Source organism: Paramagnetospirillum caucaseum (assembly GCF_000342045.1).
Classification (GTDB): Bacteria; Pseudomonadota; Alphaproteobacteria; order Rhodospirillales; family Magnetospirillaceae; genus Phaeospirillum; species Phaeospirillum caucaseum.
Map to the genome: position 1 here is coordinate 1 of NZ_AONQ01000005.1, position 25,933 is coordinate 25,933.

Sequence of the window (25,933 nt, forward strand, 5' to 3'; positions counted from 1 at the left end):
TATGTCGTTTCGTTTCATGTAATTCGTTTTCGTATTGAAAAGTATTCGTAGAGTTTTATTGGTTTTGAATTGTTTTGTTTGGTAAAGCATTTAATTGGATTTAGTGGTTTGTTGGGATTTTATGGAATTTGGGAATTGGATATTAAGTAAGTACTGTATAATACATATACAAACTATAGCCCGTCCCATAAAGCTCCAAGTTCCAAAACTTCCAATGTTTCCGCGCTGTCCAGCGTGTTATTTGGTTTTTGAATATTTTTCCGTCAGTAAAATTCATTGCACCGTTATTTTTGTTTAAGGGCTGTCTCAGTTTCATTTGCCGCAGCTTTGTATTTTTCCGCTTCGGCTCTGATTTTTATTATATCAGCCTTTATCTGCCCCAATTCAAGTTTCGCCCGTTCCAGCTCCACCTGTTCCCGTTCCAGCGTCGCGTCGCTGTAAATCATTGCCATCAATTGCCGTCTCTCGTCGCTTATCGTCTCGCCCCTGCGTTCCTTTTTCCGCACCAGCCAAGCGTCAGCGTCAATTATCTCTCGTGCCTTCATGCCACTATTTATGCAGCGTGATCACCGATCTTTCCAAAATTCTGACCTGGCTGTCGCCGCAATCCGCCCCGATCTGTCCCACCAACATACAGCAAGTATGTTCGTCGCCCGTTTTCAGATCAGCTTGTCCGCCGCCAGCGTCGTGCTTACATGTCCGTAATGCTGTTCAATCATCAGCACGCTCGTTCCCATGTTCCGCGCCAGCAAGTAAACGTCCGTCCCGCCATACAGCAGCCTAAACGTCGCGTAGGTGTGTCTCAGGCTATAAAGCGTTCTCGCGTTGCCGTGCCTGTCCGTGTCCAAGTTTGCCGCCGCCATCAAATTCTTAAAGCCCACCTCAAACGTGTGTATGTCCTCGCCGTTGTTGTTCGTAAATAGCCCGTTTCCCTTTGCCCGCGCCTCGTCCAAGTCCTTCCAACCATAATGTGCCAGCAGCTTCTTCAACGTGTTCTTCGCCGCTCGCGTCCCGATCACCGCCCGCTTGCCCGTCTTGCCATCCACCCACAGCCGCAGCGTTTCCGTTTGCTTGCCGTTGCCCGTGTGTATCAATTCAACGTCCCGCCAAGTCAGTCCACGCGCCTCGCCAACCCGCATGCCCGTCCCAACCAGCAGCCGCACGTAAAGTTCCAAAAGTTGCCTGTCTCGCTTCACCCTCGGGTGTTCAGCAGATCGCGTGCGCTGCCGTGCCGTCCATATCAGCAGCCTGTATTCCTTCACGTCAAAAGCGCCGCGCCTGTTCGTTTTTGCCCGTTTCGCCTTCATAAACGCCAGTTGCTTCAAAGACCCTTGTTCCAGCCCATGCTTCAAAATCTGCCGTAACATGCTCTGTTCCATCACCAGCGTTTTCGCCGATGGTGTTGTCGCCGCCGTTGCTACCTTCCTGTCCGCACCGTAGCCCTTCGTCCAATAGTCCAGCCGCCAGTCGTCGTAGTCGTTAAAGTCCGCCGTCGTTATGCTGTTGATCGGTTTTTTGCCGAAAAATGGGAGCAAGTAGCGTTTTAGCGTGCCCTCAACCAGCACCAACCGTCCCTTACTCAAGCGTCCTTCCAGCGTCTCCCGCTGTGCCTTCCGAACGTAATCGTCCGCAAGTTGTTTGAATGTTTGATCTTTTAACGGGTGATTGTTGCGTTGCTTGTAGCGCAGCTCCTCGTACAGCTCCTCCGCCGTCCGTTTCGCCTCCGCCAAGTCCGTCGTCTTCATGCTGCGCCGCACCAACGTGCGTTCCGTGCCAAGTCTAAAACGCGCCTGCCAAATGCCCCGTTTGTCGCTCGCCAGCGTGTACAGCACAATCCGACCGCCACGCAGTTCAATTTCACGCTGTCCAACGTCCATAGCTGCACCTTAAAAGTGCCTGTTAGCTACGTGTTAGTATAGCGTCTTGTTATCTAAAGAATGACCTATATATCTTTGGCGTTAGCCGCAGTCATCTTCATACATTTTTCGTAGTCAGTCTTTAGCTGTAAAAGCTCAGCCTCAAAATCATCAAGCGTCGTTTTTTTGTGCAAGTATATGTCAGCTCTCTTTGCGTGACATAAATACAAGTCGCGTGGGCAATCTGTCTTGCACTGCAAGCTTGTCAAAATCACCACGTATGTTTCTGAAATTTTGTCTGTGTTTCGTATTATCTCAAGTGTTTCACAACCTGAAATAACCGGCATATTTACGTCAACTATTACAATATGATACGGAAGCTCTGTCAACGCAGCTTGCTTCAGCTTATCAATGCCAGTGTAGCCGTCCGTCACGTGCTCAATGCTGTAGCCAATCCTGTCCGCCTGTAGCGTCAGTTTGGTCAACGTCGCTTCCGCAACGTTGTCGTCAATAATCAGTATCCTCGCATTCTCAGCCATCGTCGCCCCCGCAACAAAAAAAGCTGCCCAACACCATGTGCCAGACAGCTTCTTCGTCACGTTCCAAACCCAGCGTTACCGCAGAATTTGGTAATGCGTGTTAGCGCGAATAGAATTCGACGACCAGGTTCGGTTCCATCTGCACGGCATAGGGGACATCGCCCAGCTTGGGGATGCGGACGAACTTGCCCTTCATCTCCTTGTGGTCGACTTCCAGGTAGTCGGGGATATCGCGCTCGCCGGACTGGGCGGCCTCGAGGATCAGGGCCATATCCTTGGACTTGGTCTTCACCGCGATCACGTCGCCTTCATTGACGCGATAGGACGGAATGTTGACGCGCTTGCCGTTGACCAGGATGTGGCAGTGGTTGACCAACTGGCGGGCGGCGAAGGGGGTGGGGGCGAACTTGAGGCGGTAGACCACCGCGTCCAGGCGGCACTCCAGCAGGCCGATCAGGTTCTCGGAGGTGTCGCCACGGCGGCGCACGGCCTCGTCATACAGACGGCGGAACTGCTTCTCGCTGATGTTGCCGTAGTAGCCCTTGAGCTTCTGCTTGGCCATCAGCTGGGTGCCGAAATCGGACGGCTTCTTGCGGCGCTGGCCATGCTGGCCGGGAGGGTTCTCCTTGCCGCGGTTCAGCGGGGACTTGGAGCGGCCCCACAGATTGGCGCCCAGGCGGCGGTTGATCTTGTACTTGGCTTCAATACGCTTGCTCATGGTCTTCCTTCTGGCCGAATTGATCAGCCTATTGGCGTTTGTCCCGATAGTCCTGATCCGTCCCTTGGGGGCGGGGAGGGGTGGACGCGCCAAACGGCCGGCCACCCGCATTCTCGGGAGGAGAAGGGGCGCACTATACGGATCGGCGGCGCTTTTTCAAGCCCGAATCTTGGTCACGAAGCCTTCCACCGCCCGGCTGAGGTCGGCGGCGCCGCCCGACAGCTGCCGCGCCGTGCCCAGCACCTCCGACGACGAGGTTCCCGCCGCCGAAACCGCCTGGACGGCGTCGCCCAGGCTGCGGGTAACGTCGGTGGTGCCGCGCGCCGCCTGCTCGGCGCTGCGGGCGATCTCGCGGCCGGCCTCGGCCTGCTGCTCCACCGCCTGGGAGATGGCGCCGGCGATGTGGCTCATGCGCTCGATGACCTCGCCCACATGGCTGATGGCGCCCACCGCCTTGGTGGTCTCGGCCTGGATGGCGGCGATCTGCTCGGAAATCTCCTCGGTGGCCTTGGCGGTCTGGCTGGCCAGTCCCTTGACCTCGCCCGCCACCACGGCGAAGCCTTTTCCGGCCTCGCCCGCCCGTGCCGCCTCGATGGTGGCGTTCAAGGCCAGCAGGTTGGTCTGCCCGGCGATGTCGTTGATCATCCGCACCACGTCGCCGATGCGGCCCGCCGCCTCGGATAGCCCGGACATGATTTGATTGGTGCGTTCGGATTCCTCGACGGCTTCCCGCGAGATGGAGGTGGATTCCTCCACCTGCCGGCTGATCTCGGCGATGGAGGCGGTCAACTGCTCGGCGGCGGCGGCCACCGAATCCACGTTGGACGAGGCGGTTTCCGCCGCCTGGCCCACCGAGGCGGCGTCGCGCCCGGCCGATTGGGTCATGTCCTGCAGCAGGCGGGCGGCATCCTCCATGCGGGTCGAGGCGGTAGTGACGAAATCCACCATGCCGCGCACGGTGGAATCGAATTCGTCGGCCATGCGCACCCGGGCGAGGCGGCGTTCCTCGCTGGCGTTGCGCTCGGCCTCCAGTTGGCTGCGGCGCAGGGTTTCCACCTCGATGGCATGGTCCTTGAAGGTCTGGACGGCGCGCGCGATGTCGCCGATCTCGTCGCGGCGGCCGGTGCCGCTCACCTCCACCTGGGTGTCGCCACCGGCCAGCCGCCCCATGGTGGCGATGGCGCCTTGCACCGGCCGGGTGATGGAGCGGGTCACCGCCAGGGTCAGGCCGGCCAGGGCCAGCACGCCCAGCGCGATCACCCAGGCCGAGGCGGCGCTGGTGGAGCGGTAGGTGTCCATGGCCGAGAGGAACTCGTCCTTGGCCAGGTCGATCTCCTTGTCCATCAGGACGCGCAGTACGGTAGTGGCCTCGTTGTAGCGGCCGGTGGTTTCCTCGGCCATGGTCTCGCGGGCGCCGAAGGCGTCGCCGTCGCCGAACTGCTTCAGGGTCAGCCGGTAGGAGGCGCGGTAACCCTCGTAGGCCGCCTGGAAGGCCTTTTCCTCGGCGCCGCGGCTGCCGTCGGAGGCGTAGGCCTTCCACAGCCGGTCCGCCTCGGCGTCCAGGGTCTCGATGTCCTTGGCCATGCGTTCCAGGGTCAGGCGGCTTTCGCTCTGCATCACGGTGGCGATGGCGCCCTGGATGCGGTGGACGGAATCCAGCACGCGGGCCAGCCGGCCCATGGGCACCACCCGCTCGCCGTAGACCGCCTCCAGGCCGCCGGCGACGCGCTTGCCGCCCAGCATGCCGGCGGCTCCCACCGCCGCCAGTAATGATACGGCGATGATCAGCAGTATGGATAGACGAGCCCCGAACCTGATGCGTTGCAGCATTAGTGCCCCCTGATGGACGAATATTTTTCGTTATTGGGGAGACTAATAGTCAAATGTCCGGGGGCGGGACAATTGCGGTGATCCACATATGGAATTTGTTTGATGTGGAAAACCGTAATTTAGGGGGATTCTACTTTCCCCTTCTTGTGGCGATAGGTCACCAGTTCATGGACGATGCCGTGCAGGGTCTGGATCTCCTGGCCGGTGAGGTTGGCGCGCTGGAACATGTTGCGGATGTTGCGGACCATCACCGGACGCTTGTCCGGCACCCGCAGGAAACCGCAGGCATCCAGCTCGCGCTCCAGGTGCTCGAAGAAGAAGATCAGCTTCTCCTTGGCGGCCGGCCCTTCCGATCCCTTGGTCATGGGCGGCAGCGAGCCCTCGACGCCGCCCTGATGCCATTCGTATGAGACCAGCAGCACCGCCTGGGCGAGGTTGAGCGAGCAGTAATCGGGATTGAGCGGCACGGTCAGCACGGTGTCGGCCACCGCCACGTCGTCGTTTTCCAGGCCGGTGCGCTCGGGGCCGAACAGCACGCCGAACCTCTGGCCCTTGCTCTCCGCCATGCGCATGTGGGCGGCGGCCTCGCGCGGGGTGTCCACCGGCTTGGTCATGTAGCGGTCGCGCCCGGTGGTGGCCCATACCCGGTTGAGGTCGGCGACGGCGTCCTTGGTCTGCTCGAAGATCCTGGCCGACAGCAGGACGCGGTCGGCGCCCGAGGCGCTGGCGATGGCCTTCTCGCTCAGCCAGCCCTCGCGCGGGGCCACGATGCGCATGTCGGTCAGGCCGCAATTGAGCATGGCCCGCGCCGCGGTGCCGATGTTCTCGGACAGCTGCGGCCGGACCAGGATGATGGCGGGGCCGCTCATTGGCCGTCTTTGAAGCGGAACAGCATGAAGGTGATGGAATCCTGCAGGGCCTCCAGCGAGGCTTCCAGCACGTTGGTGTGGACGCCCACCGTGGTCCAGCGATGGCCCTTGTCGTCCTCGCTCTCGATGGTGACGCGGGTCTTGGCGGCGGTGCCCACCGTGCTTTCGGTGATGCGCACCCGGTAATCCTTGAGCTCCAGCGCGGTCAGCGCCGGATAGACCCGGGTCAGCACCTTGCGCAGCGCCACGTCGAAGGCGTGGACCGGGCCGGTGCCTTCGCCCACTTCCATGTATTCGGTGCCGCCGACCTCGACCTTGACCGTGGCTTCGGACAGCGTGATCCACTCTCCCACCGCGTTGCGGCGGCGCTCGTCGATGACGCGGTAGCGTTCCAGGGTGAAGTATTCCGGCACCTGGCCCAGGGCGCGGCGGACCAGCAGCTCGAAGCTGGCGGCGGCCTGGTCGTAGGCGTAGCCCTCGTGCTCCAGGCGCTTGACCAGGTCGACCAGGTCGGTGGCCTCGTGGGCATCGAAGGTGACCTGCATCTGCTCGACCACCCGGATCAGGCCGTCCTTCCTGACGTGCTCCAGATCGACGCCGATCTCGGCCATGCGCGCCACCAGATTGGAGCGCCCCGCCTGATCGGACATGACGATGTGGCGCACGTTGCCGACCGAGGCCGGGTCCACGTGCTCGTAGCACTTGGGGTCCTTGGCCACGGCGGAGACGTGTAGGCCGCCCTTGTGGGCGAAGGCCGATTTGCCCACATAGGGCTGGCCGCGGGCCGGGGTGCGGTCCAGCACCTCGTCCAGGGCGCGCGACACCGAGACCAGATTCTTCAGGTCTTCCGGCGCGATGCCGGTGTCGAAACCCATCTTCAGCATCAGGGCGGGGATGATGGAGATCAGGTTGGCGTTGCCGCAGCGCTCGCCCAACCCGTTCAGGGTCCCCTGGACCTGGCGCACGCCGGCCTCGACGGCGGCCAGGGAATTGGCGACGGCGGTGTCGGAATCGTTGTGGCAGTGGACGCCGAGATGGCTGCCGGGGATACCGCCCTTGATCACCTCGGAGACGATGCGCCGCATCTCGTGGGGCAGGGTGCCGCCGTTGGTGTCGCACAGTACCACCCAGCGGGCGCCGGAATCGTAGGCGGCCTTGGCGGCGGCCAGGGCATAGGCGGGATTGGCCTTGTAGCCGTCGAAGAAGTGCTCGGCGTCGAACATCACCTCTTCCACCCTGGTCAGGGCGTGCTTCACCGAATCGCCGACCATGCGCAGGTTTTCGTCCAGCTCGATGCCCAGCGCCACGGTGACCTGGAAGTCCCAGCTCTTGCCCACCATGGTGGCGACGCGGGCCGGGGTGATCAGCAGGGCGTTGAGCCCCGGATCGTTGTCGGCGGAGCGCCCGGCCCGGCGCGTCATGCCGAAGGCGGTGAGGCGCGAACGCTTGAAAACCGGCGGATCGGCGAAGAAGGCATCGTCGGTGGGATTGGCGCCGGGCCAGCCGCCCTCGACGTAATCAATGCCGATCCGGTCCAGCTCGCGCGCGATCCGCACCTTGTCGGCGGCGGAGAAATCCACTCCCTGAGTCTGCGCGCCATCGCGCAGGGTGGTGTCGTAGAGGTAAACGCGCTCGGCCATGACGATCTCGATCCGCCCGGAAAATATTGGGAAAGAGAGGAAACATGCCCCATCCGGGGGGTATTGGGCAAGGGCTTAGCGCTTTTGGCCTGTTGGGAACTGTGATGAGTCTCACGGTAGTCGTCGAGAGGATAAGCTATGAATATGGAGATTGATGAAGGTAAGTGTGAAGGGGTTCACAATGTCTTCCGTGAAGACAATATGTATTATATCGACAATATTGGCTGTGGAAATATTTGCCTCAATTGATTCTGTTGCCGGTGATGTTGCGTATATGCGTGATAATTCGGCCGATTTCGGCATTGCGTCTTGGTATGGTGCCAAATATCGCGGCCGGCCCACCGCCAGCGGCGAGCGCTTCGACCCTTCCGACCTGACAGCGGCGCATCCCAGCCTGCCCATGGGCACCCTGGTGGAGGTGTCGCGGCCGGAACACCGCAGAAGCGTTGTGGTCCGGGTCAATGACCGGGGGCCGGGCGGGGGGCGGATTCTCGATGTTTCCGAGGCGGCGGCGCGGCGCCTGGGCATGGTGGCGGAGGGCACCGCCCATGTCTCGCTCCGGGTGATCGGCTTCGCCGACTGAATATGAAGCTTAATAAATGTTTAATGTATATTTACATTCCGTTCTTATTCGTGTATCCCTTCACCGGTCGTTAGGAAAGCCTGGGCAGAATGCCCCGCACTTCAATGCAGGCAGGATGCAGGACTGACACGATGAAAGCGATCACGATCGCGGCATTGGCCGCCATCCTGGTGGCGGGCGCGTCTCTTCCGGCTTCGGCGGAGATGGCCGGAGCGGCGGGCCTGGGGGGCGAGAGCTACGGCATCGCCTCCTGGTACGGGCCGGGCTTCAAGGGCAACCGCACCGCCAGCGGCGAAAAATTCGATCCCAAGGCGCTGACCGCCGCCCACCCGACGCTGCCGTTCGGCACGCTGGTCGAGGTTTCCCGCCGCGACAGGAAGAAGTCGGTGATCGTCATGGTCACCGACCGCGGCCCCTTCGTGGCGGGCCGTGCCATCGACCTGTCGCGGGCGGCGGCCCGGCGGCTGCACATGAGCACCCAGGGCGCCGTACCGGTCAGGATGCAGGTGGTGGGGAAGACGGAATAGAGACGGGCCGGGGCCGACATGGCCCCGGCGCTTTTCGGTCCTGCTTCAGCGATGGGTGGCCTTGGTCACCGTTCCGGTGGCCGGGTCCACCTGGAAGCGGGCCTTGGCACCGCCGTCGTCGCGGGCTTCGACCACGTAGGCATCGTGCTTCCACTTCAGCTCCGACAGGTTCCAGTGGCCCTGCTCGGCGGCGGCCAGCATGGCCTTGACTGCGTCGGCATCGATTTCCCGCGCCGTGGTCTGGCTGATATGGGCGGGTTCGGGTATCAGTTCGCCGGTGCGGGCATCCACCGCGAAGGTGGCCAACTGTCCCGACGGAGCGCGCACGGTGGCGAGATAGCGGCCGTCCTCCAGGTCGAGGGCGCGCAGGTCGTGGCCATCGGCAACCATCCGGTCGAGGATGATGGCGGGGGGCAGGGTGTCGCCGGCCGGCTTGTCCTTGGCCTGGGCGAACGAGGCCAGGGCGAGGGTGGCGGCGGTGGCGGCGATCAGGGCGGTCTTGGTCAGCATGGCGGTATCTCCGGGTGGTGAGGCATTCAACTGGAGACAGAGTGCCCCACGCCGCCCCAACCGGAGCTGAACCACTGGTTCATGCGGCGTTCAGATAACGCCTTTGCCCTTCAAATCCGCCAGTTCCGCCTCGCCGAGGCCCAGCAGCCCGCCATAGACCCGGCCGTTGCCCTCGCCCAGGCGGGGGCCGAGATGGTCGATTCTTCCGGGCGTGGCCGAGAGCCTGGGCACTACGCCGGGCACCACCACGCTCCCCAGCACCGCGTCGGCCACGTCCTGCAGATTGCCGCGCGCCTGGAACTGCGGGTCCTCGAAAATGTCGGCGATGGTGTTGAGCGGCGCGGCCGGCACCTCGAAGTCCAGGCACAGCTCCATCACCGTCTCGCGCGGGCGGGTGGCGGTCCAGTGACCGACCAGGGCGTCGACGTCGCTCCGTTCGGCCAGCCGGTCGCGCAACAGGCCCCATTTGGCGGGGTCGGCCAGTTCGGGCCGCTCCATGGCTTCGCACAGACGGGCGAACATGCGGTCGGTGGTGCAGGCCAGCGCCACCCACTTGCCGTCGCCGCAGCGGAAATGACCGTGGGGGCAGGCGTTGACCGTGCCGGCGCCTTCCCTTTCCCGCACCTTGCCGAACATGGCGTAGGCCGGGGCGATCTCGTCGAGCGCCCGGAAGACGGATTCGTAGAGGGCGAGGTCGATGACCTGTCCCTCGCCGGTGGCGTCTCGGTGCCGCAGCGCCAGCAGCACGCCGATGGCGCCGTAAAGGCCGCTCATGTAATCGGCCAGCGAGGTGGAGCCCGGAGTCACCGGCACGTCGCCCGGCATGCCGGCCAGATAGGACAGGCCGCCGAAGGCGTGGGCGATACGGGCGAAGCCGGGACGGTCCTTGTAGGGGCCGGTCTGGCCGTAGCCCGAGATGCGCAGCAGGATCAGGCCGGGATTGGCCCGGCGCAGCTCGTCCCAGCCCAGGCCCCATTTCTCCAGGGTGCCGGGGCGGAAATTCTCGGCGATGACGTCGGTCCTGGCCGCCAGCCTGAGGAACAGGTCGCGGCCCTCGGGCTTGCGCAAGTCCAGCGTCACCGAATCCTTGTTGCGCGCCTCGGACAGCCACATCAGCGAATCGCCGTCGCGTTCGGTGATGGAACCGAAGCGGCGGAAGGTGTCGCCGCCCGCCGGCTGTTCCACCTTGATCACCTCGGCGCCGAACTCGCCCAGGATGGCGGCGGCATAGGGCGCGGCGATGAAGGTGGCGATGTCGAGGACGCGGATGCCGTCCAGGGGGCGTTTCGAGTGGGACATGGTGTCTCTCGCCGACGATGGGGCGGCCTTGATACCATGCCCGATCTCGACCGATCTACACGGTCTTGACGCTGCCGAGGAAGGTTTCCACGTGCTTGCCCAGGCTGGCGCCGGCCTGCTCCAGTTCCTCCGCCACCTTGTACATGCCCGAGGCCATTTCACCGGTCATCCGGGCGGCCGACGACACCTCGGTGATGTTGCTGGTGACCTCGTGATTGCCGTTGGCGGCTTCCTGCACGTTGCGGACGATTTCCTGGGTGGCGGCGTTCTGTTCCTCCACCGCGGCGGCGATGGACGACACCACCTCGTCCACCCGGCCGATGGCGGCGCCCACCGTCTTGATGGCGGCGACGGCGCTTTGAGTGGTGCTCTGGATATCGCCGATCTGCTCGGCGATCTCGCTGGTGGCCCTGGCGGTCTGGGTGGCCAGATGCTTGACTTCGTTGGCCACCACGGCGAAGCCCTTGCCGGCGTCGCCGGCCCGCGCCGCCTCGATGGTGGCGTTCAGCGCCAGCAGGTTCGTCTGGGCGGCGATGTCGTTGATCAGGCTGACGATCTCGCCGATTTTCTGGGCGGCGGCGGACAAGCCCTCCACGGTGGCGTCGGCGGTCTGCACGCCGTCCACCGCTTCCTGGGTGATGCGGGTGGTGTCCTGCACCCGGCGGCTGATCTCGTGGGTGGAGGCCCCCAGTTCCTCGGCGGCGCTGGCCACCGTCTGGATGTTGGCGGTCGCTTCCTCCGCGGCGGCGGCCACCGCCGCGCTCTGCCGGCTGGTCTGTTCGGCGGCGGCATGCAGGCTGGTGGAGGTGGCGTGGACGTTGCGCACCGTGTTGTCCACCTTGGCGATCACCCGGCGGATCATCACGTCGAAATCGGCGGTGAGCATCTCGCGCTTGCGGCCGCGCTGCACCTCGCGCTCCTGCTCGGAACGGGCCTGGGATTCCAGTTGCTCGGCGTGGATGAGGCCATCCTTGAACACCTGGACGGAGCGGGCCATCTCGCCGATCTCGTCGCCCCCGTCGCCATAGGGGACGGCGATGGTCCTGTCTCCGCCGGAAAGCGCGGCCATCACACCGGTGATGCCCTGGATCGGCCGGATGATGGAACGGCTGACAGCATAGGCCAGGACCAGGAAGACCAGGGTGGCGGTCAGACTCAGCCCCGTGGCCATGCTCACCACCCGGTGATGCACGCTGTCGTCCGCGAGGCGGATGCGGGCGGTTTCGGCATCGGCGAAGGCGGCGATCTTATCGAAACCGGGGGCGAAGGCGGCGTAGATGGTACTGAGTTCGGCCATTTCCCTGCGCACCTTCTGATCGGTCTCGACCATCTTGCCGGCGCTGTTAAGATAGGCGTCGAGCAGCCCCTGCAGTTCGGGCTTCTGGCTGGCCGGCACGGAGGAGTGCCGGAGGCTTTCCAGGAAGGTCCTGTGCTCGGCCTCGAGCCTTGCCAGCAATTCGGGTTGGCCGCGCAGGAGATAGTCCTTCTCGTGTCGGCGCAGCATCAGCATGTGGACCATCAGTTCGGGCTGCCCCAGGGGGGCGACCGCCGATTCCACCGCATGGACCGCCTCGCGCAGCGCCCCCTGAAAGCCCGAACGCTCGTTCATGCCGGCGATGGTCATGTTGGCGACAAGACTGTCCAGCTTGCTGTGGTAGGAGGCCATTCCGGTCTTGATGGATTGCGCCGTCTCGGCCAAGGCGGCTGCTTCGGGGATCTTTTCCAGTTCCGAGGCCAAGGCGATGACCCGGTCCGAGGACTTGGCGGCCTGCTCCGCGTATTTCGCTTCGCGGCGGAGCAGGAGGTCCTTTTCGTGACGGCGGGCCTCGAGGCTGGCGACCTGCAGTTCCTTGCTCAGGGTGGTGATGGCGGCGTAGGTCTTGGCGCGGGCATCCAACTCGTCCAGCGCCGCCAAGGCCCAGAACATCATTGCGGCGAGAATGACGATGGCGGCGACCGCAGCCCCCGCAAGAATCCCGATACGCATGCGGATCGTCAGTCTGCTCATGGGGGCCTACCTTGCCATCATGGCCAAAGAGAAGGTGGAAATACTGTGAAATATGGCGGTGGCAGTATTCCTTTGGTGTATGTCTAAGGTTATTTGGGGGATGGGTAGCGGAATTCAAGTCAGTACAAATGGCGCCGGGTGAATTTCAGTCGCTCGACCCGGATGATCGTCCAGGGCAGGGCCAGAGCCTCGCGCAGCCAGGCAATATACCATTCCGCCCCCGGCCCCGTCTCGGGCCAGGCGGGGGCGGGGCGGACGGCGAGGCCCAGGCGGTGGAAGACGTACAGCGAGCGCGCCATGTGGCAGGCATCGGTGACCACCAGCAGCCGGCGCCAGCCCCGTTCCTCGACCAGCCGCCGCGACAGCAGGGCGTTGCCGATGGTGTTGAGCGAGGCGTCCTCCACGTGCAGCCGTTCCGCCGCCATGCCGGCGGCCAGGGCGAGGCCGCGCATCACATGGGCCTCGGGGGTGGGGTGGCGCACCGCGCCGCCGCTCATCACCAGATGGTCCACCCGGCCCTGTTGGGCCAGCCGCACGCCGTGCGCCACCCGCCGGGCCAGGGCCGGGCTGGGGCTGCCGTTGGGGCGGACCATGGCGCCCAGCACGATGGCGGCATCGAATCTATCGACAGGAGGGGATGCGGCGGACATCATCGGGGTTGGCTGATAGATAGTGGAGAGTGCCATGGACAAGCGCCGCAACACCGACGTCATCGTGGAGACCCTGGCCCTGGAAGGCAAGCGGGTCATCGACGTGGGCTGCGGCGACGGCTCGCTGGTGCGCCTGCTGGCCCGCTTCGGAGCCCATGTCCTGGGGGTGGAGTGCAGCCCGCGCCAACTGGCCAAGGCCCGCGCCGGTGCCAAGGTGGCCGACGAGGAGATCGTCGAGGGCGTCGGGCAGGAACTGCCCGCCGACGACGAGAGCGCCGATGCGGTGGTGTTCTTCAACTCGCTGCACCACATTCCCATCGCCTTCCAGGCCAAGGCCCTGGCCGAGGCGGCCCGCGTGCTCAAGCCCGGCGGCGAGGTCTATGTCTCCGAGCCGCTGCCTTGGGGCGCCTTTTTCGAGGCGGTGCGGCCCATCGACGACGAGACCTGGGTGCGGGGGGCGGCCCTGGCCTCGGTCAAGGGCGCCTGGGTGCACGGGCTGGAGGAGGAGAGCGAGTTCACCTACATCCACCCCATGGTGCTGAAGGATTACGAGGCGTTCCGCGACAAGATCGTCTCGGCCAACACCGAGCGCGAGGCCAGGTTCGCCGAACTGGATGCCGAGATGCGCCAGCGCTTCGCCCGCCTGGCCGCGCCGGCCGAAGGCGGCGGCTTCGCCTTCGAGCAGCCCATGCGGGTCAACCTGCTGCGCAAGGAATAGAGGCGCGGCGCCCGACCTGCCCCGCCTGACATGAGAAAACCCCCGCCGGCGGACCGGCGGGGGTTTCGAACCTTTGGCCGGAGGCCTCAAGGTCAGCCGTGGATGGCCTTGTACTTGGCCAGCAGGACGTCCTTGGACTCGACTTCGTACTGAACGATGCAGTCGGCCGGGCAGACCATCTGGCACTGCGGGCTGTCTTCGGCGCCGACGCACTCGGAGCAACGGGACGCGTCGATCACATAGATCACGTCGCCGGCGGAAATGGCCTCGTTCGGGCAAGCGGAGACGCAGGCGTCGCAGCTGGTGCAGTCGTCGGTAATCTTCAGGGACATGGGTTTTTCCTCTCTCCTCGCAACCCCACTATGGCCGCCCCCGGTCCCCGCGTTGATCGCGGGTGACCGGGGAACGCGCGCATATTACGCCGCTTGACCCAGACGGGCCAGCTTTTCGTGACGGAAGGCGCCCCACAGCGCGGCGCCGATGGCGCCGGCATAGATCGAGTCCGGGTGGGACACGGCCTTCAGGTTGACCTTCTCCTGCTCGGCGGCTTCGTTGAGGGCCGCGACCAGACCGGCATCCAGGGCCAGACCGCCGGTGACCTGGACGATGCCGTCCACGGCGCCGATGGACTTCAGCAGCTTGGCCAGGCGCACCGCCATGGACACGTGAATGCCCTTGAGGATGTTCGAGGCCGAGATGCCGCGCGACACCATGTTGATGACGTCGGTCTCCGCCAGCACGGCGCAGATGGACGACACCTTCTCGGGGTCATCGGCCTGCATGGAGAGCGTGCCGATTTCGTCCTGGGCGATGCCCAGGTAGCGGGCGATGTTCTCGAGGAACTGGCCCGAGCCCGAGGCGCACTGGCTGGTCATCTTGTAGGACAGCACCTTGCCCACGCCGTCCATGCGGATGGCGCGGCCGTTCAGGGCGCCGATGTCGAGCACGGCGCGGGCTTCCGGGTTGAGGTACAGGCCGCCACGACCGTGGGTGGTCATGGAGTAGAAGTGGCCGGTGGCGAAGCTGAGATTCTCGGCGTCGCCGGTGGAGGCCACATAGGAGACGTCCGAGCGGCTGACGCCCGCCGTCTTCAGCATGTGGTCATAGGCTTCGTTGGTCAGCTGGAAGGGATCGCGGTTGCGGATACGCGCGGTTTCCTTGCCCAGCCACTCGACCTTGTCGCCATTGACCTTGAAGACGACGGTCTTGATGCAGCCCGAACCGATGTCAACACCGGTAGTGATAAGTTCAGACATTGGTGTCTCCTCCCTTCCCGATTAGTTGACGACCGCGCGGACGGCGAAGGTGGCCCCGCCGAGAGCGCCGGTGTAGATCGAGTCCGGGTCGATGTTGATGGTCACGTCGCCGTAGTTTTCCTTGATCAGCTTGCGCAGCTCGCGCACCGCCGCCTCGTTCTTGGCGACGCCACCGGTGAAGGTGAACTGGTCCTTGACGCCGCCGGCGCGGGACAGGATCGACATGGCGCGCAGGATGATGGCGCGGTGCAGACCGGCCAGGATGTCCTCGCGCTTCTCGCCGAGCGCCAGACGGTCACGCAGCTCGGCGCCGGCGAACACGGTGCAGGTCGAGTTGATGCGGACCTGCTTGTTGGACTTCATGGCCAGCGGCCCGAGTTCGTGCAGGCCCATGTTCATCTCGTCGGCGATGTAGCCCAGATAACGGCCGCAACCGGCGGCGCAACGATCGTTCATCTGGAAGTTCTCGACGATGCCCACCGGGTCCACCTGGATGCCCTTGGTGTCCTGGCCGCCGATGTCCAGCACCGTGCGGGTGTCCGGGTACATCATGTGGGCGCCCAGGCCGTGGCACAGGATCTCCGAGCGGATGTGCTCCTTGGGGAAGGGCAGGCGGACGCGGCCGTAGCCGGTGCCGACCACATAGGTCTCCTCCAGCGGAATGGCCAGGGCCGACTGCACCGGAGCCAGGATCGAGGAACCGGTCATGGTGCCCTTTTCCAGGGCGCGGACGAACTTGCCCTCCATGTCGCCGGCCGGCGGACGGTTTTCCACTTCGATGATCGACTTGTCATAGACGTTGAGGATCAGGTCGAAGCCGAGACCGGCCTCCTTGCACACCGCCTCGCCGTGGCTCATGAACTCGGCGCCGGCCAGATCGCGGAAGAAGTCCGACTTGCGCTTGACGCCCGGGGCGTACTGGGCGGCCGAGCTGTCCCGCAGACGCGAGAAGGTGCCTTCCAGGGCCTCGATCACCACCTTCTCGCGGCCGGCGAAACGCGGGCCCTTGATGTTGGCGACGCAGGTCTGCTCCAGGTCCTCGAGCTGCTCGAGGAACTGGACGTGACGGAAGTTCCGCTCCAGGTCCGAGAGAATCTCGTCGACCTTGCCCGACACTTCCGGCACCGAGCCGAGGGCCCGGCGGAACAGGGTGAGACGGGTGTCGATCAGCGCTTCCTGCTTGGAAACGGCGGCCGCCGTGTCGTAGTTGGAGCGCGAATTGGTGATGCCGCGTCCCAGGATCTGGAGGTTCTCATCCATCACCACGGCTTTGGTGGTGGTGGAGCCCAGATCGATACCGATGAAACAACGCATTGTTCGTTCCTCCCTTACGCGGCCACGGTCTTGGAGCCGCCGCCACGGCGCTTCTGCTCGATCATCTGGAAGTAGCTTTCCAGGCGGTTCTTGACGTTGGCCGCCGAGAAGTAACGCGGATCGACCAGATCGGTTTCGATGAAGGCGCCCGGACGGCCGGTGCGGCGCTCCACTTCCTTCATGATCATCAGCTGGCCGGCCGAGAAGCTGTTGCAGCTCTTGATCGAGTTGATCAGCAGGCCGTCGGCCTCGTATTCCTCGACGTACTTGGCCAGCAGATCGACGCGGGTCGGCAGGTTGAGGTTGGTGTAGCAGCCCAGGCAGTAGTCGGCCAGGCTCTCCAGGGGGTTGTCGGGGTCGTGACGGAAGCCCTGGTCGTAGAGACCGCCCACCTTGGTGTAGGAGGAGGCGACCACGATGGCGCCCTCGTCATAGAACATCTTCCAGAACTCGCGGAAGTTGGTCCAGTTGGGCGGGCCCTCGACGATCAGACGGTACTTCTGGTCGTTGAAGTAGGTGCCTTCGGGGGTCAGCGGGCCCTGGTGGTTCTCGATGCGGCCCTGCACTTCCTTGCGCAGCATCTCGTAGTAGGTGACCGCGTCCTCGGTGCCGCGGAAGGCGGTGAAGATCGGGCCGATGTAGTACACGCCGCCGAAATAGGCGTCGATGGGCGACGGCTTGACCTTGCCCTGCTCCAGGCACCACACCAGGTTGTCCTCGGCCTTGGCCGAGTTGCGCAGGTACTGGCGCAGGCGGTCGATGTCGAACTTGACGCCGGAGACCTGCTCCAGGCCCGGAATGACCACTTCCTTGAGCTGCTTGACGATGTAGTCGCGCATGTTCTTGGTGGAGTGGCCGTCGCCCTCGTACGGCACGTGCAGCATCAGGGTCGGGCACTTGTACTCTTCACGCAGCAGCTCGAACCACTTCATGAAGGTGTAGCAGCCGGTGTAGCTGAGCATCAGCACGTCCGGGTTGGGATAGGGCTTGCCGTTGGGGGCGATGTTGCCCTTGGACATCTGGCCGATATCCGCCTTCACGTAGGTGCAGACGTCTTCGGAATGGCCCGACTTCTCGGCTTCCATGATGTAGCCGCCCGAGGCCTTGCGCATGCCGGCCTGGATGGCGTTGATTTCGGGCAGGTTGTTGACGATGTCGAAACACATCAACAGCTCGTTCAGGTTGCCCGGAACGAAGGTGGAGGACACTTTGCGGCCGGTTTCCTGCTTGGACGTGATCGCGTCGTAATTGCGCGCGATCATGGCCTTCTGCATTTCCATCGACGGCTCTTTGATGGCTTCAGGCTTGCTCATGATGTCAGCTCCACAGCTTGATGGAATCGGCGAAGGTGCCAGCCTGCTCGCGGATCGGCTGCATCTGGCCCGAGTTTTCGGCGTACTTGAAGGCGATGTAGGGGATGCCGGCTTCCGACAGCTTGTTACAGACCATCGGGCGGTCCAGCAGGGCCGGATCGCAGAAGCTGGGGGTCGCGTAGATCACGCCCTCGGCGCCGCAGGCCTTGACCGCGTCCACATGGAACTGGCCCTTGACCTTGCCGTCGGGGACGTACTTGCACGAGGTCTCCACCGAGTTCTCGATATAGGTGGTGGCCAGGGCCTCCAGCGGATCGCCGCTGGTGGGGACGTCGACCATCAGGAAGCGGTTGTTCAGCGAGTAGTCGTCGTCGACCACGTAGCAGCCGGCCATCTCGATCGACTTGATCAGGTTCAGCGGGGGCTGCTCACAGAACGAGCCGTAGATGGAGATGCGCACGTTGTCGCGCTTCGGCCGGTCTTCCTTGGCGGCGGCAGCCATGTAGTCCTTGAGCATCTGGTTGTGCTCTTCGACGTCCATCATCAGGCCGGCGCGCATCAGCACGTAGACCTCGGAGGTCGGGGCCAGCCAGGGCTGCTTGGCGCGGAAGGCATAGACCTCGCGGATCAGGCGGCGGTTCTCGTTATAGAGACCGATCGAGCGCTGGATGTCGGCGTCGCTGATCTTGCGGCCGGTCATGGCCTCCAGGCCTTCCTTCAGCTCCTTCAGCTCCTGCACGTAGTAGGTGCCGCCGATGGACTTGTCGTAGTTCTGGGGCGTGTCGAAGAACTTCGACCACACGTTCGGGAACATCAGCTTCCAGATGCCCGACAGGTTGCGGATCACGTCGCAGACGAACGGGAAGATCATGCCGTCGACGAAGTCGAGACGGTTGGTGACGCCCAGTTCGATGGTCGAACGCGGAATGCGGCAGATGTAGCTCTGATAGTAAGCGTCGCCGTGGATGACTTCCATCTGGTCGCCGCCGCCGAAGATGCCGAGCGGCAGACAGCCGGCGGCATGGATCATTTCGATCGGCGAGTAGACCGGGAGGAAACCGACGACCTTGCGGCCGGGCTTGGCATCCTTCCACTTGCGGGCATACGTGAAGTTCAGGTCTTCGAACATCTCCTGGCAAACGGCCATGATGTCGGCGACGGTCCTATTCTTTCCAGACATCCTATCGGTCCTCCCAAAGTGCCGGCCTCTTTTCGAGAAAGGCGTTCAGTCCCTCGACAGCGTCGTGGGTGGCCATCAGGCCGTTGAGATAAAGGGCTTCAACCTCGGCGATCTTGGCCTTGACCCGCTCGTTCATGCCGAGACGGGCGGCCTTGACCGCGTAACGCAGGGACGCCGCGGAGTGCTTGGCCGGGCCATTGTCGAACCAGGCCAGGGCGGCGTTTTCCGGGTCATCCACCACCGCGTTGGCGATACCCAGCCGGGCAGCCTCGGCACCGTCGATGGAACGGCCGGAATAGAGCAGATCCTCGGCCGCCACCCGGGGCATACGCTCCGGGAGAAGGCACGAGGCGGCGGGGGCGAACACGCCCAGCACGATCTCCGGCTGGCCCAGCTTGGCGTCGGGCGAGACGAACATCATGTGGCCGGCCAGGGCGACTTCCAGACCGCCGCCTAAGCACTGGCCGCGCACGGCGACCAGGATGGGCAGGGGGAAATCGACCATGGCGATGACCAGCTTGTGCAGGCTGGCCAGCATGGCGGCGCACTGGTCGGGCATGTGCTCGGCCACCGAGGCGCCGAAGCTGAAATGCGGCCCCTCATGGTCGATGAGCACGCCCCGCAGGTGCTGGTCCGAAGCGCCCTCGGCCAACGCGCTCGTCAGCGCCGCGATCATCTCGGCGTCGACGATGTTGGCCTTGGGCCGCGACAGGCGCAGCCGAAGCAGCTTCCCGTCGCGGTCCTTCCAGACCTTCAGGCAGTTGGAGATCGCCTCGGCCATCTTAGTGACCGGCCTTGGGGATCAGGGACTCGATCATCTCGGCGGTCCACGGAGCACCCTTGGCCAGGGCCTGACGCAGGGCCACGAAGTCGATCTCGCGGTCTTCCTTGGGGCCTTCGTTGAAGGCGCGGAAGCCGGTGCGGGCCTCGGTCATCATGTTGAGGCCCAGCCAGTCGCGGCTGTTCTCCTTGTTGGCGTTCCAGGCGTTCAGCTTGGGCTTCCGGAGCTCCTGGATGGTCTTGGTGAAGCAATCCGGGAAGGTGTGCAGGATCTTGGCGCAGATTTCCTCGACCTTGGCGTCGAGCAGCGACAGATCGATGGTGCCCTTCTTCAGCAGTTCCTTGCCGGCGGCCAGCTCGGCGCCGGTCTTGGACTCGCCGTGGATGATGCGGCCGAACTCGTCGAGATAACGGTCGGTGATCACCAGGGGGTTGGGGACGAACTTGCCGTCGACCTTCAGGGCGGGGACCAGATCCATGATGATGCCGGTGCGGTAGGCCTTGTGGGCCGACCAGGGCTCGCACAGCGAACCGGACACCATGGCCTGCTCGCAGCCGATCATCACCGGCAGGAAGTCGGTGGCGCCGCCGATGGGGGCCGAGCCGTGCTTGGGGCCGGCCTGACCGAACTTGGCCAGATCCTGGGCCACCGAGAAGTCGGCGGCCATGCCGATTTCCTGGCCGCCGCCGATGCGCATGCCGTTGACGCGGCAGATCACCGGCTTGTCGCAGCCCAGGATGGCCGAGACCATGTCGTTGAACAGCCGCATGTACTGGCGGTATTCCTGGGGATTGCCGGCGTAGTACTCGGCGTATTCCTTGGTGTTGCCGCCGGTGCAGAACGCCTTGTCGCCGGCGCCGGTGAACACCACCGACGACACGTCGCGGGCGTTGGAGGCGTCGCGGAACGCCATGATCACGCCCTTCACCATGTCGGTGGTGTAGGAGTTGTACTGCTTCTGGTTGTCCAGCGTGATCCAGGCGTTATACAGGCCCTCGGCCACGCTGCCGTCGGCACGCTTGGCCGGGCGCTTCTCGTACAGCACGCCGGGGACGACGGTGGTGGGGACCAGATTGTGATCGTTGAGGTGGGCGGGCGCCGTCCGGTCGACGATGGCCGCGGTTTCCTTCTTCATGACCTAGGATCTCCCTCTCTCTTGAATTTCTTAGGCGTTGGGGCACAGAACGGCGCGGCGCGACAGCTTGTGGTCGTGCACGGCGGCGAAGGTGTCGTTGATGCTGTCGAGCGGGCGGCACTCGACGAAGTTCTTCACATTGATCTTACCCGACAGGACAAGATCCAGGGCGCCGGGATACAGGTCCGGCGGGCAGCCCCAGTTGCCCAGGGCGCGGGCGTGGAAGGCCATCAGGTTGGACAGGCGGAACTCCGCCTTGTTCATGGTGTAGCCCACCACGCAGATGGTGCAGCCGTGGACCATCAGGTCGAAGGCGGTCTGCTGGCCCGGCACGCTGCCCGAGCATTCCATGATGATCCACTCGGTGGAGCGCAGGCCGTTGGCCTTGGCGAAGGCGCCGATCTCCTTCTTGAGATCGCGGGTGCTGGCGAAATCCTTCGGGTTGAGGCCCAGGGTGGCGCCGGCCGCCTTGACCGCTTCCAGCTTGGCGGGATCGATGTCCAGCGCCACAACCTTGGCGCCCATGGCCGAGGCCACCTGGACGGAATAGCCGCCCACGCCGCCGCAGCCGATGACGATCACCAGATCGCCGGCACCGATGCCGGCCTGCACGGCGGCCTGATAGGGGGTGGTCAGCGCATCGGCGACCACCGAGACCTCCGACAGGTTCAGACCGGCGGCCTTCAGCTTGGCCTCGTCGACCTCGCACAGGCCGTTGGCGGGCACGGTGATGTGGGTGGCGAAGCCGCCCTGCAGGTCGTTGCCCGGCATCTTCTGCGAACGGCAGATGGTGCCCTTGCCGCGCTTGCACAGGTCGCACTCGCCGCAGGGGATCACCGCCGAGATGATCACGGCCTTGCCGATCCAGCCTTCGGCGCCGGCGCCGGCCTTGAGCACCCGGCCGCTGATCTCGTGACCCAGCGCCAGGGGCAGGGCGTGGTTGGTGCGCACGCCGTTGTAATAGTAATCCATGTCGGTGTGGCAGACGCCGCAGCCGGCGATCTCCACCAGCACCTCGCCGGCCTGCGGCGCGGCGAGATCCATCGGCTCCTTGACCATGGGCTGGCCGACACCGGTCATCATCCAACGATAGGCGGAAATACTCATTCCGTTTCCCTCTCTCTTTTCCCGTTATCTCCGGCCCACCGCGTCGCCGCGTCATGGACCGCCCTTGTATTATTCCGTAAATGCGTACCACAATACCGAATTAGCCGTCAAGTGCAGCTTGTGGTCTTGTGGTCCGACCCAAATGGGTGGTATGCACCTAGTCTCAGCCGCTCGGGGGAAACGGACTGCCGGATTCTCTCAAGTGGTGAGTATACCCCCTTATGTCGAGCCGTCTAAAGGCTTGGGAGCGGGGGCGGCTTAATATCACTGGCCAGGCCCATTGCGAAGGAATTCGGGGGCCTCATCTGGGGAAACAGAATATGACGACGAGTTCCGGATCTGGGTCTGTCTCGATCGCGATGTGCGGCAGTGGTGGCGCCGGCGTGATGACGGCCGCCAACATGTTCCTCGACGCCGCCGCCGAGGCTGGTTACTACGCGCTTTTCGGCCGCTCTTCCGGCCCGCAGATCAGAGGTGGCGAGGCCGCCGCCCTGGTGCGCCTGGGCGTTGAGCCCGTCACGTCGGTCGACGACACCTTCGACATCATGCTGGCCATCGACTGGCAGGGCGTTCAGCGCTTCGCCGCCGAGCTGCCGCTTTCGGCCAACAGCATCGTGATCTGCGACCCCTCCGCCGGCGAGGTGCCGGAGGTCTACGTCAAGACCGGGGCCCGCATCGTGCACCTGCACATGAAGGATCTGGCCAAGGAGATTCCCGGCGGCCGTCCCAACATGGTCGCGCTGGGCGCCATCGCCGAGCTGATCGGCATTCCGGTCGGCCCGCTGACCGAGGTTCTGGGCAAGTCGCTGAAGAAGAAGCGCGCCGACGCCTATGAGGCTTCGGTGGCCGGCGTCAAGGCCGGCGCCGCTGCCGCCGCCACCCTGGGCGGTTCCAAGCGCCTGGCCGCGGCCCAGGCCAAGGACGCCAAGCGCTGGACCGTCACCGGCAATTACGGCGCCGGCCTGGGCGCCATCCGCGGCGGCGTGCGCTTCTGCGCCGCCTATCCCATCACCCCGGCCACCGAGGTGCTGGAATACCTGTCCTCCGCCCTGCCCAAGGTGGGCGGCGTGTTCGTGCAGGCCGAGGACGAGCTGGCCTCCATCAACATGTGCCTGGGCGCCTCCTACGGCGGCGAGGCTTCCATCACCGCCACCGCCGGTCCCGGCCTGTCGCTGATGACCGAGGGCCTGGGCCTGGCCGTCGCCTCCGAGACCCCCGTGGTGGTGGTCGACGTGCAGCGCGTCGGTCCCTCGACCGGCATCGCCACCAAGTGCGAGCAGTCGGACCTCAACATCGCGGTCTACGGCCTGCACGGCGACGCGCCGCATCTGGTGGTGGCCCCCAACTCGGTGGGCGACTGCATCTTCACCACCCAGTGGGGCGTCTATCTGGCGGAAAGCCTGCAGACCGCCTGTCTGGTGATGAGCGATCAGGCCCTGGGCCAGAGCCGCGCCATCATCGACGCCCCCGCCGACGTGGCCTTCGTGGGCAAGCGCCTGCAGGCCGAGGCTCCGGCCGAGGGCGAGGTGTTCAAGCGCTACGCCAACACCGCGTCGGGCATTTCGCCCATGCCGGTGCCCGGCCAGGACGGTTGCCAGTATACCTCGGACGGCCTCGAGCATACCGAGACCGGCACGCCGTCGTCGCAGTCGTCGGACCACACCCTGCAGCTGGAAAAGCGCCAGCGCAAGCTGACCGGCTTCGAGTACGGCAACCATTGGGCCACCATCGAGGGTGAGGGCGACATCGCCGTCATCACCTGGGGCTCGTGCACCGGCGCCGCCCGCGAGGCCATCGAGCGGGCCCGCGCCGACGGCGTCAAGGCCAAGCTGATCTCGCTGCGCCTGATCTCCCCGATCCGTCCGCAGCACATGGCCGATGCCCTCAAGGGCGTGAAGAAGATCCTGGTGGTCGAGCAGAGCCATCTCGGCCAGTTCACCCGTTACCTGCGTGGCGAGTACGACCTGCCGGCCAAGCCCGAGGCCCTGAGCCGCCCCGGTCCGCTGCCCATGCGTCCCGGTGAAATCCACGCCCGCCTCCTGTCGATGGGGAAGTAAGTCATGTCCAGCTGCGATTCTACCGCTACCTACTCCGCCAAGGACTTCAAGTCCGAGGTCAAGCCGGTCTGGTGTCCGGGCTGCGGCGACTATGCCGTGCTGTCCTCCATCACCAAGGCGTTCGCCGACCTGGGCCTGAAGCCGCACGAGACCTCGGTGGTCTCGGGCATCGGCTGCTCGTCGCGCATTCCGGCCTACACCAACACCTACGGCATCCACTCCATCCACGGTCGCGCTCTCGCGGTCGGCCAGGGCCTCAAGCTGGCCCGCCCCGACCTGACCGTGCTGGTGGCCGGCGGTGACGGCGACGGCTTCTCCATCGGCGGCAACCACTTCCTGCACGCCTGCCGCCGCAACGTCGACCTGACCTACATCGTCATGGACAACCGGGTGTACGGCATGACCAAGGGCCAGCCCTCGCCGACCACCGAGTCGGATTGGGACGCCTCGGCCATGGCGCCGCCCGGCGGCACCGGCATGACCCCGTTCCACCCGCTGGCCATCGCGCTGGCGGCGGGCGCCAACTTCATCGCGCGGGGTTTCTCGGGCGATCCGAACGGCACCGCCCAGATCATCGCCGAAGCCATCCGCCATCCCGGCTTCTCGTTCGTTGCGATCATGAGCCCCTGCATCACCTTCCGCGAAGAGCAGCGGGAGTGGAAGAACACCATGCGCAGCGTCAACATCGAGCCGACCACCGACCCGGCCCAGGCGGCGCGCCGCCTGATGACCGACGACGGCTTCAACTGCGGTGTGCTCTACCGCGGCAACCGTTCGTCCTACGGCAAGGAGAAGAAGGCCAGTGCGGCGGTTTCCGATCTCGATCGGGAATTCACTCTTTGAGCCGTGCCCCTGATTATGGGGCGGTGAAGACCTCCGCCGAGCTGCTCTCCGTCGCGCGCGCGATGGAAGAGCGCTCGGCGGAGCGCTACCGCGAACTGGCCGAGGCGTTCGAGGCGTCGTGCAACAACCCCGACACCGCCGAAGCCTTCGCGGAGCTGGCCGATATCGAGGAACGGCATGCCGCCGATTTCCCCGCCTCGGTCGGCCCTCGTCCGGAAACCGTGCCGTGGGGAGAAGACGATCCCGAGATCGCCGACCCCGACGCGGTCCACTACCTGATGTATCCCTGGCACGCCTTCGATCTGGCGTTGCGCCACGAGCACGAGACCCTGGCCCTGTTCTCCGCCCTGGCGGAGAAGTCTCCCCACCCGGAGGTCAAGGCCGAGGCCGCCCGTCTGGTGGAGCGCGAAAAAGGCCACATCGTCACCATGCAAACCCGCCGTGACGAACTGCCGGTGCCCCCCGACGACTGGGACGACGACGACGACGATCCCAACTGGGAAGCCGGGGACTGATGCAAGCCATACGGGAGCGTCCCGTCCGCAAGGACGGGACGTTTTCTTCCGCCCCGGTGGTGGGGGCGGACGCGTTCCGTCCTTCCGCCGTCATCCCCGGCAATGACGGTCAATGGAAATGTTTCCGCCTAAACCGGGCGGATTCTGGAACGGAAAATGATACGCCGCCCCATCAGGACTGATGTGGGCGGCGTTAGATAATTGATTTTATTACGAATTCCGCGCCACGAATTTTTCGAGCCAGACCGTTGTTATCTTTATAGATCAATTGGCGTTAGCATTTTTGCCAACCAGGGACGCCTAGGAAACCTGCGGCTTTCTGGGGGCAGTGCTAACGCACTACCGCCTTGTCCTGGCTGCCGCGTCACCCCGCGAACTCCAGCCCGAGCAGGCCGAGCAGCAGGCGCATGGGCGCCGAGATGTCCACCTCGGGCAGGGGCAGGCCGAAGGCCACCGCGAAGGGGCGGATCACCACTCCGTAGATCACCGCGAAGGCCATGGCGTACATGACGATGGCGCGCGGCGTCCAGTAGTTGCGCGCCCGCTCGCCCTCGGCCGTCACGTCGGTCTGCTTGGCGGCGCGTTCGTGGGCTTGGTCGGCGGCCTTATTGCGGTCGGGGATCAGGCGGTCGGCCACCACCTTGCCGATGCCCAGCAGGCTGTCGATGATCGGGATACCCATGTC

The 25,933-nt window shown here is 64.5% G+C and carries 26 protein-coding genes; 6 read left to right on the forward strand and 20 right to left on the reverse strand.

Annotation, left to right across the window (positions count from 1 at the left end; genetic code table 11):
• Positions 1–284: 284 nt before the first annotated feature.
• The 7 genes from H261_RS03000 to cimA all read right to left on the reverse strand — a co-directional run bounded on the left by H261_RS03000 (position 285) and on the right by cimA (position 7,452).
• Entirely contained in the window at positions 285–545 is a 261-nt protein-coding gene (locus tag H261_RS03000) for a hypothetical protein (protein WP_008614210.1), read from the reverse strand.
• Between the two features lie 114 nt (positions 546–659).
• A complete protein-coding gene (locus tag H261_RS03005) occupies positions 660–1,877 on the reverse strand; it encodes a tyrosine-type recombinase/integrase (RefSeq protein ID WP_008614211.1) in 1,218 nt (405 codons plus the stop codon).
• Positions 1,878–1,942: 65 nt separating this feature from the next.
• On the reverse strand, positions 1,943–2,455 hold the full coding sequence (locus H261_RS03010; RefSeq protein ID WP_235062854.1) for a response regulator: 513 nt from the start codon (positions 2,453–2,455) through the stop codon (positions 1,943–1,945).
• Positions 2,456–2,495: 40 nt separating this feature from the next.
• On the reverse strand, positions 2,496–3,113 hold the full coding sequence (gene rpsD / locus H261_RS03015; RefSeq protein WP_008614213.1) for a 30S ribosomal protein S4: 618 nt from the start codon (positions 3,111–3,113) through the stop codon (positions 2,496–2,498).
• A 156-nt stretch (positions 3,114–3,269) separates the two neighbouring features.
• On the reverse strand, positions 3,270–4,943 hold the full coding sequence (locus tag H261_RS03020; RefSeq protein WP_040475637.1) for a methyl-accepting chemotaxis protein: 1,674 nt from the start codon (positions 4,941–4,943) through the stop codon (positions 3,270–3,272).
• A gap of 119 nt (positions 4,944–5,062) precedes the next feature.
• A complete protein-coding gene (locus tag H261_RS03025; protein ID WP_008614216.1) occupies positions 5,063–5,812 on the reverse strand; it encodes an RNA methyltransferase in 750 nt (249 codons plus the stop codon).
• Positions 5,809–7,452 carry a citramalate synthase gene (gene cimA / locus H261_RS03030; RefSeq protein WP_008614217.1) on the reverse strand — a complete coding sequence of 548 codons (1,644 nt, stop codon included), beginning with the start codon at positions 7,450–7,452 and terminating at the stop codon, positions 5,809–5,811. Before cimA ends, H261_RS03025 begins: the two co-directional genes overlap by 4 nt.
• Before the next feature lie 274 nt (positions 7,453–7,726).
• Between cimA and H261_RS03035 the strand changes: the two genes are divergently transcribed.
• Both H261_RS03035 and H261_RS03040 read left to right on the forward strand, forming a co-directional pair.
• A complete protein-coding gene (locus tag H261_RS03035) occupies positions 7,727–8,035 on the forward strand; it encodes a septal ring lytic transglycosylase RlpA family protein (protein ID WP_008614218.1) in 309 nt (102 codons plus the stop codon).
• Between the two features lie 131 nt (positions 8,036–8,166).
• Positions 8,167–8,562, forward strand: a complete 396-nt coding sequence (locus H261_RS03040; protein WP_081608842.1) for a septal ring lytic transglycosylase RlpA family protein — start codon at positions 8,167–8,169, stop codon at positions 8,560–8,562.
• Positions 8,563–8,607: 45 nt separating this feature from the next.
• Here H261_RS03040 and H261_RS03045 read toward each other — a convergent pair whose 3' ends face one another.
• From H261_RS03045 to H261_RS03060, 4 genes are all read right to left on the reverse strand, one after another.
• Positions 8,608–9,072: a PepSY domain-containing protein gene (locus H261_RS03045; protein WP_008614220.1), complete on the reverse strand. Its 465-nt coding sequence runs from the start codon at positions 9,070–9,072 to the stop codon at positions 8,608–8,610.
• Between the two features lie 90 nt (positions 9,073–9,162).
• Positions 9,163–10,371, reverse strand: a complete 1,209-nt coding sequence (locus H261_RS03050) for a CaiB/BaiF CoA transferase family protein (protein WP_008614221.1) — start codon at positions 10,369–10,371, stop codon at positions 9,163–9,165.
• A 55-nt stretch (positions 10,372–10,426) separates the two neighbouring features.
• Complete coding sequence (locus H261_RS03055; RefSeq protein WP_152426679.1) at positions 10,427–12,379, reverse strand: methyl-accepting chemotaxis protein; 1,953 nt, start codon at positions 12,377–12,379, stop codon at positions 10,427–10,429.
• Between the two features lie 119 nt (positions 12,380–12,498).
• Positions 12,499–13,032, reverse strand: coding sequence for a YdcF family protein (locus tag H261_RS03060; protein ID WP_008614223.1), 534 nt, complete (start codon positions 13,030–13,032; stop codon positions 12,499–12,501).
• 31 nt (positions 13,033–13,063) lie between these two features.
• Here H261_RS03060 and H261_RS03065 point away from each other — a divergent pair, with 31 nt between their 5' ends.
• Entirely contained in the window at positions 13,064–13,747 is a 684-nt protein-coding gene (locus H261_RS03065) for a class I SAM-dependent methyltransferase (protein WP_008614224.1), read from the forward strand.
• A 92-nt stretch (positions 13,748–13,839) separates the two neighbouring features.
• Here H261_RS03065 and H261_RS03070 read toward each other — a convergent pair whose 3' ends face one another.
• From H261_RS03070 to had, 8 genes are all read right to left on the reverse strand, one after another.
• A complete protein-coding gene (locus tag H261_RS03070) occupies positions 13,840–14,079 on the reverse strand; it encodes a YfhL family 4Fe-4S dicluster ferredoxin (protein ID WP_008614227.1) in 240 nt (79 codons plus the stop codon).
• A gap of 84 nt (positions 14,080–14,163) precedes the next feature.
• Entirely contained in the window at positions 14,164–15,003 is an 840-nt protein-coding gene (gene bcrD, locus H261_RS03075; protein ID WP_008614228.1) for a benzoyl-CoA reductase subunit D, read from the reverse strand.
• Between the two features lie 21 nt (positions 15,004–15,024).
• On the reverse strand, positions 15,025–16,317 hold the full coding sequence (gene bcrA, locus H261_RS03080) for a benzoyl-CoA reductase subunit A (protein ID WP_008614230.1): 1,293 nt from the start codon (positions 16,315–16,317) through the stop codon (positions 15,025–15,027).
• 14 nt (positions 16,318–16,331) lie between these two features.
• Positions 16,332–17,630, reverse strand: coding sequence for a benzoyl-CoA reductase subunit B (gene bcrB, locus H261_RS03085; RefSeq protein WP_008614232.1), 1,299 nt, complete (start codon positions 17,628–17,630; stop codon positions 16,332–16,334).
• A 4-nt stretch (positions 17,631–17,634) separates the two neighbouring features.
• Positions 17,635–18,810, reverse strand: a complete 1,176-nt coding sequence (gene bcrC, locus H261_RS03090) for a benzoyl-CoA reductase subunit C (protein ID WP_040475639.1) — start codon at positions 18,808–18,810, stop codon at positions 17,635–17,637.
• A gap of 1 nt (position 18,811) precedes the next feature.
• A complete protein-coding gene (locus H261_RS03095; protein WP_008614236.1) occupies positions 18,812–19,591 on the reverse strand; it encodes a cyclohexa-1,5-dienecarbonyl-CoA hydratase in 780 nt (259 codons plus the stop codon).
• 1 nt (position 19,592) lies between these two features.
• Positions 19,593–20,726, reverse strand: coding sequence for a 6-oxocyclohex-1-ene-1-carbonyl-CoA hydratase (gene oah, locus H261_RS03100; RefSeq protein WP_008614237.1), 1,134 nt, complete (start codon positions 20,724–20,726; stop codon positions 19,593–19,595).
• Between the two features lie 30 nt (positions 20,727–20,756).
• Positions 20,757–21,833, reverse strand: coding sequence for a 6-hydroxycyclohex-1-ene-1-carbonyl-CoA dehydrogenase (had, locus tag H261_RS03105; RefSeq protein ID WP_040475640.1), 1,077 nt, complete (start codon positions 21,831–21,833; stop codon positions 20,757–20,759).
• A gap of 386 nt (positions 21,834–22,219) precedes the next feature.
• On the opposite strand from had, the gene H261_RS03110 reads away from it, so the two are divergent.
• Genes H261_RS03110 through H261_RS03120 form a run of 3 tightly spaced genes read left to right on the forward strand, consistent with a single transcriptional unit; the run spans position 22,220 to position 25,248 of the window.
• Entirely contained in the window at positions 22,220–23,890 is a 1,671-nt protein-coding gene (locus H261_RS03110) for a 2-oxoacid:acceptor oxidoreductase subunit alpha (RefSeq protein ID WP_008614239.1), read from the forward strand.
• 3 nt (positions 23,891–23,893) lie between these two features.
• Positions 23,894–24,733, forward strand: a complete 840-nt coding sequence (locus H261_RS03115) for a 2-oxoacid:ferredoxin oxidoreductase subunit beta (RefSeq protein WP_008614240.1) — start codon at positions 23,894–23,896, stop codon at positions 24,731–24,733.
• A complete protein-coding gene (locus H261_RS03120; RefSeq protein WP_235062855.1) occupies positions 24,730–25,248 on the forward strand; it encodes a ferritin-like domain-containing protein in 519 nt (172 codons plus the stop codon). The genes H261_RS03115 and H261_RS03120 overlap by 4 nt, the downstream gene beginning before the upstream one ends.
• A 364-nt stretch (positions 25,249–25,612) precedes the next feature.
• Here H261_RS03120 and H261_RS03125 read toward each other — a convergent pair whose 3' ends face one another.
• Positions 25,613–25,930 (reverse strand): hypothetical protein, encoded by a 318-nt coding sequence (locus H261_RS03125; RefSeq protein ID WP_008614242.1) that lies wholly within the window; start codon positions 25,928–25,930, stop codon positions 25,613–25,615.
• Between the last annotated feature and the right edge of the window lie 3 nt (positions 25,931–25,933).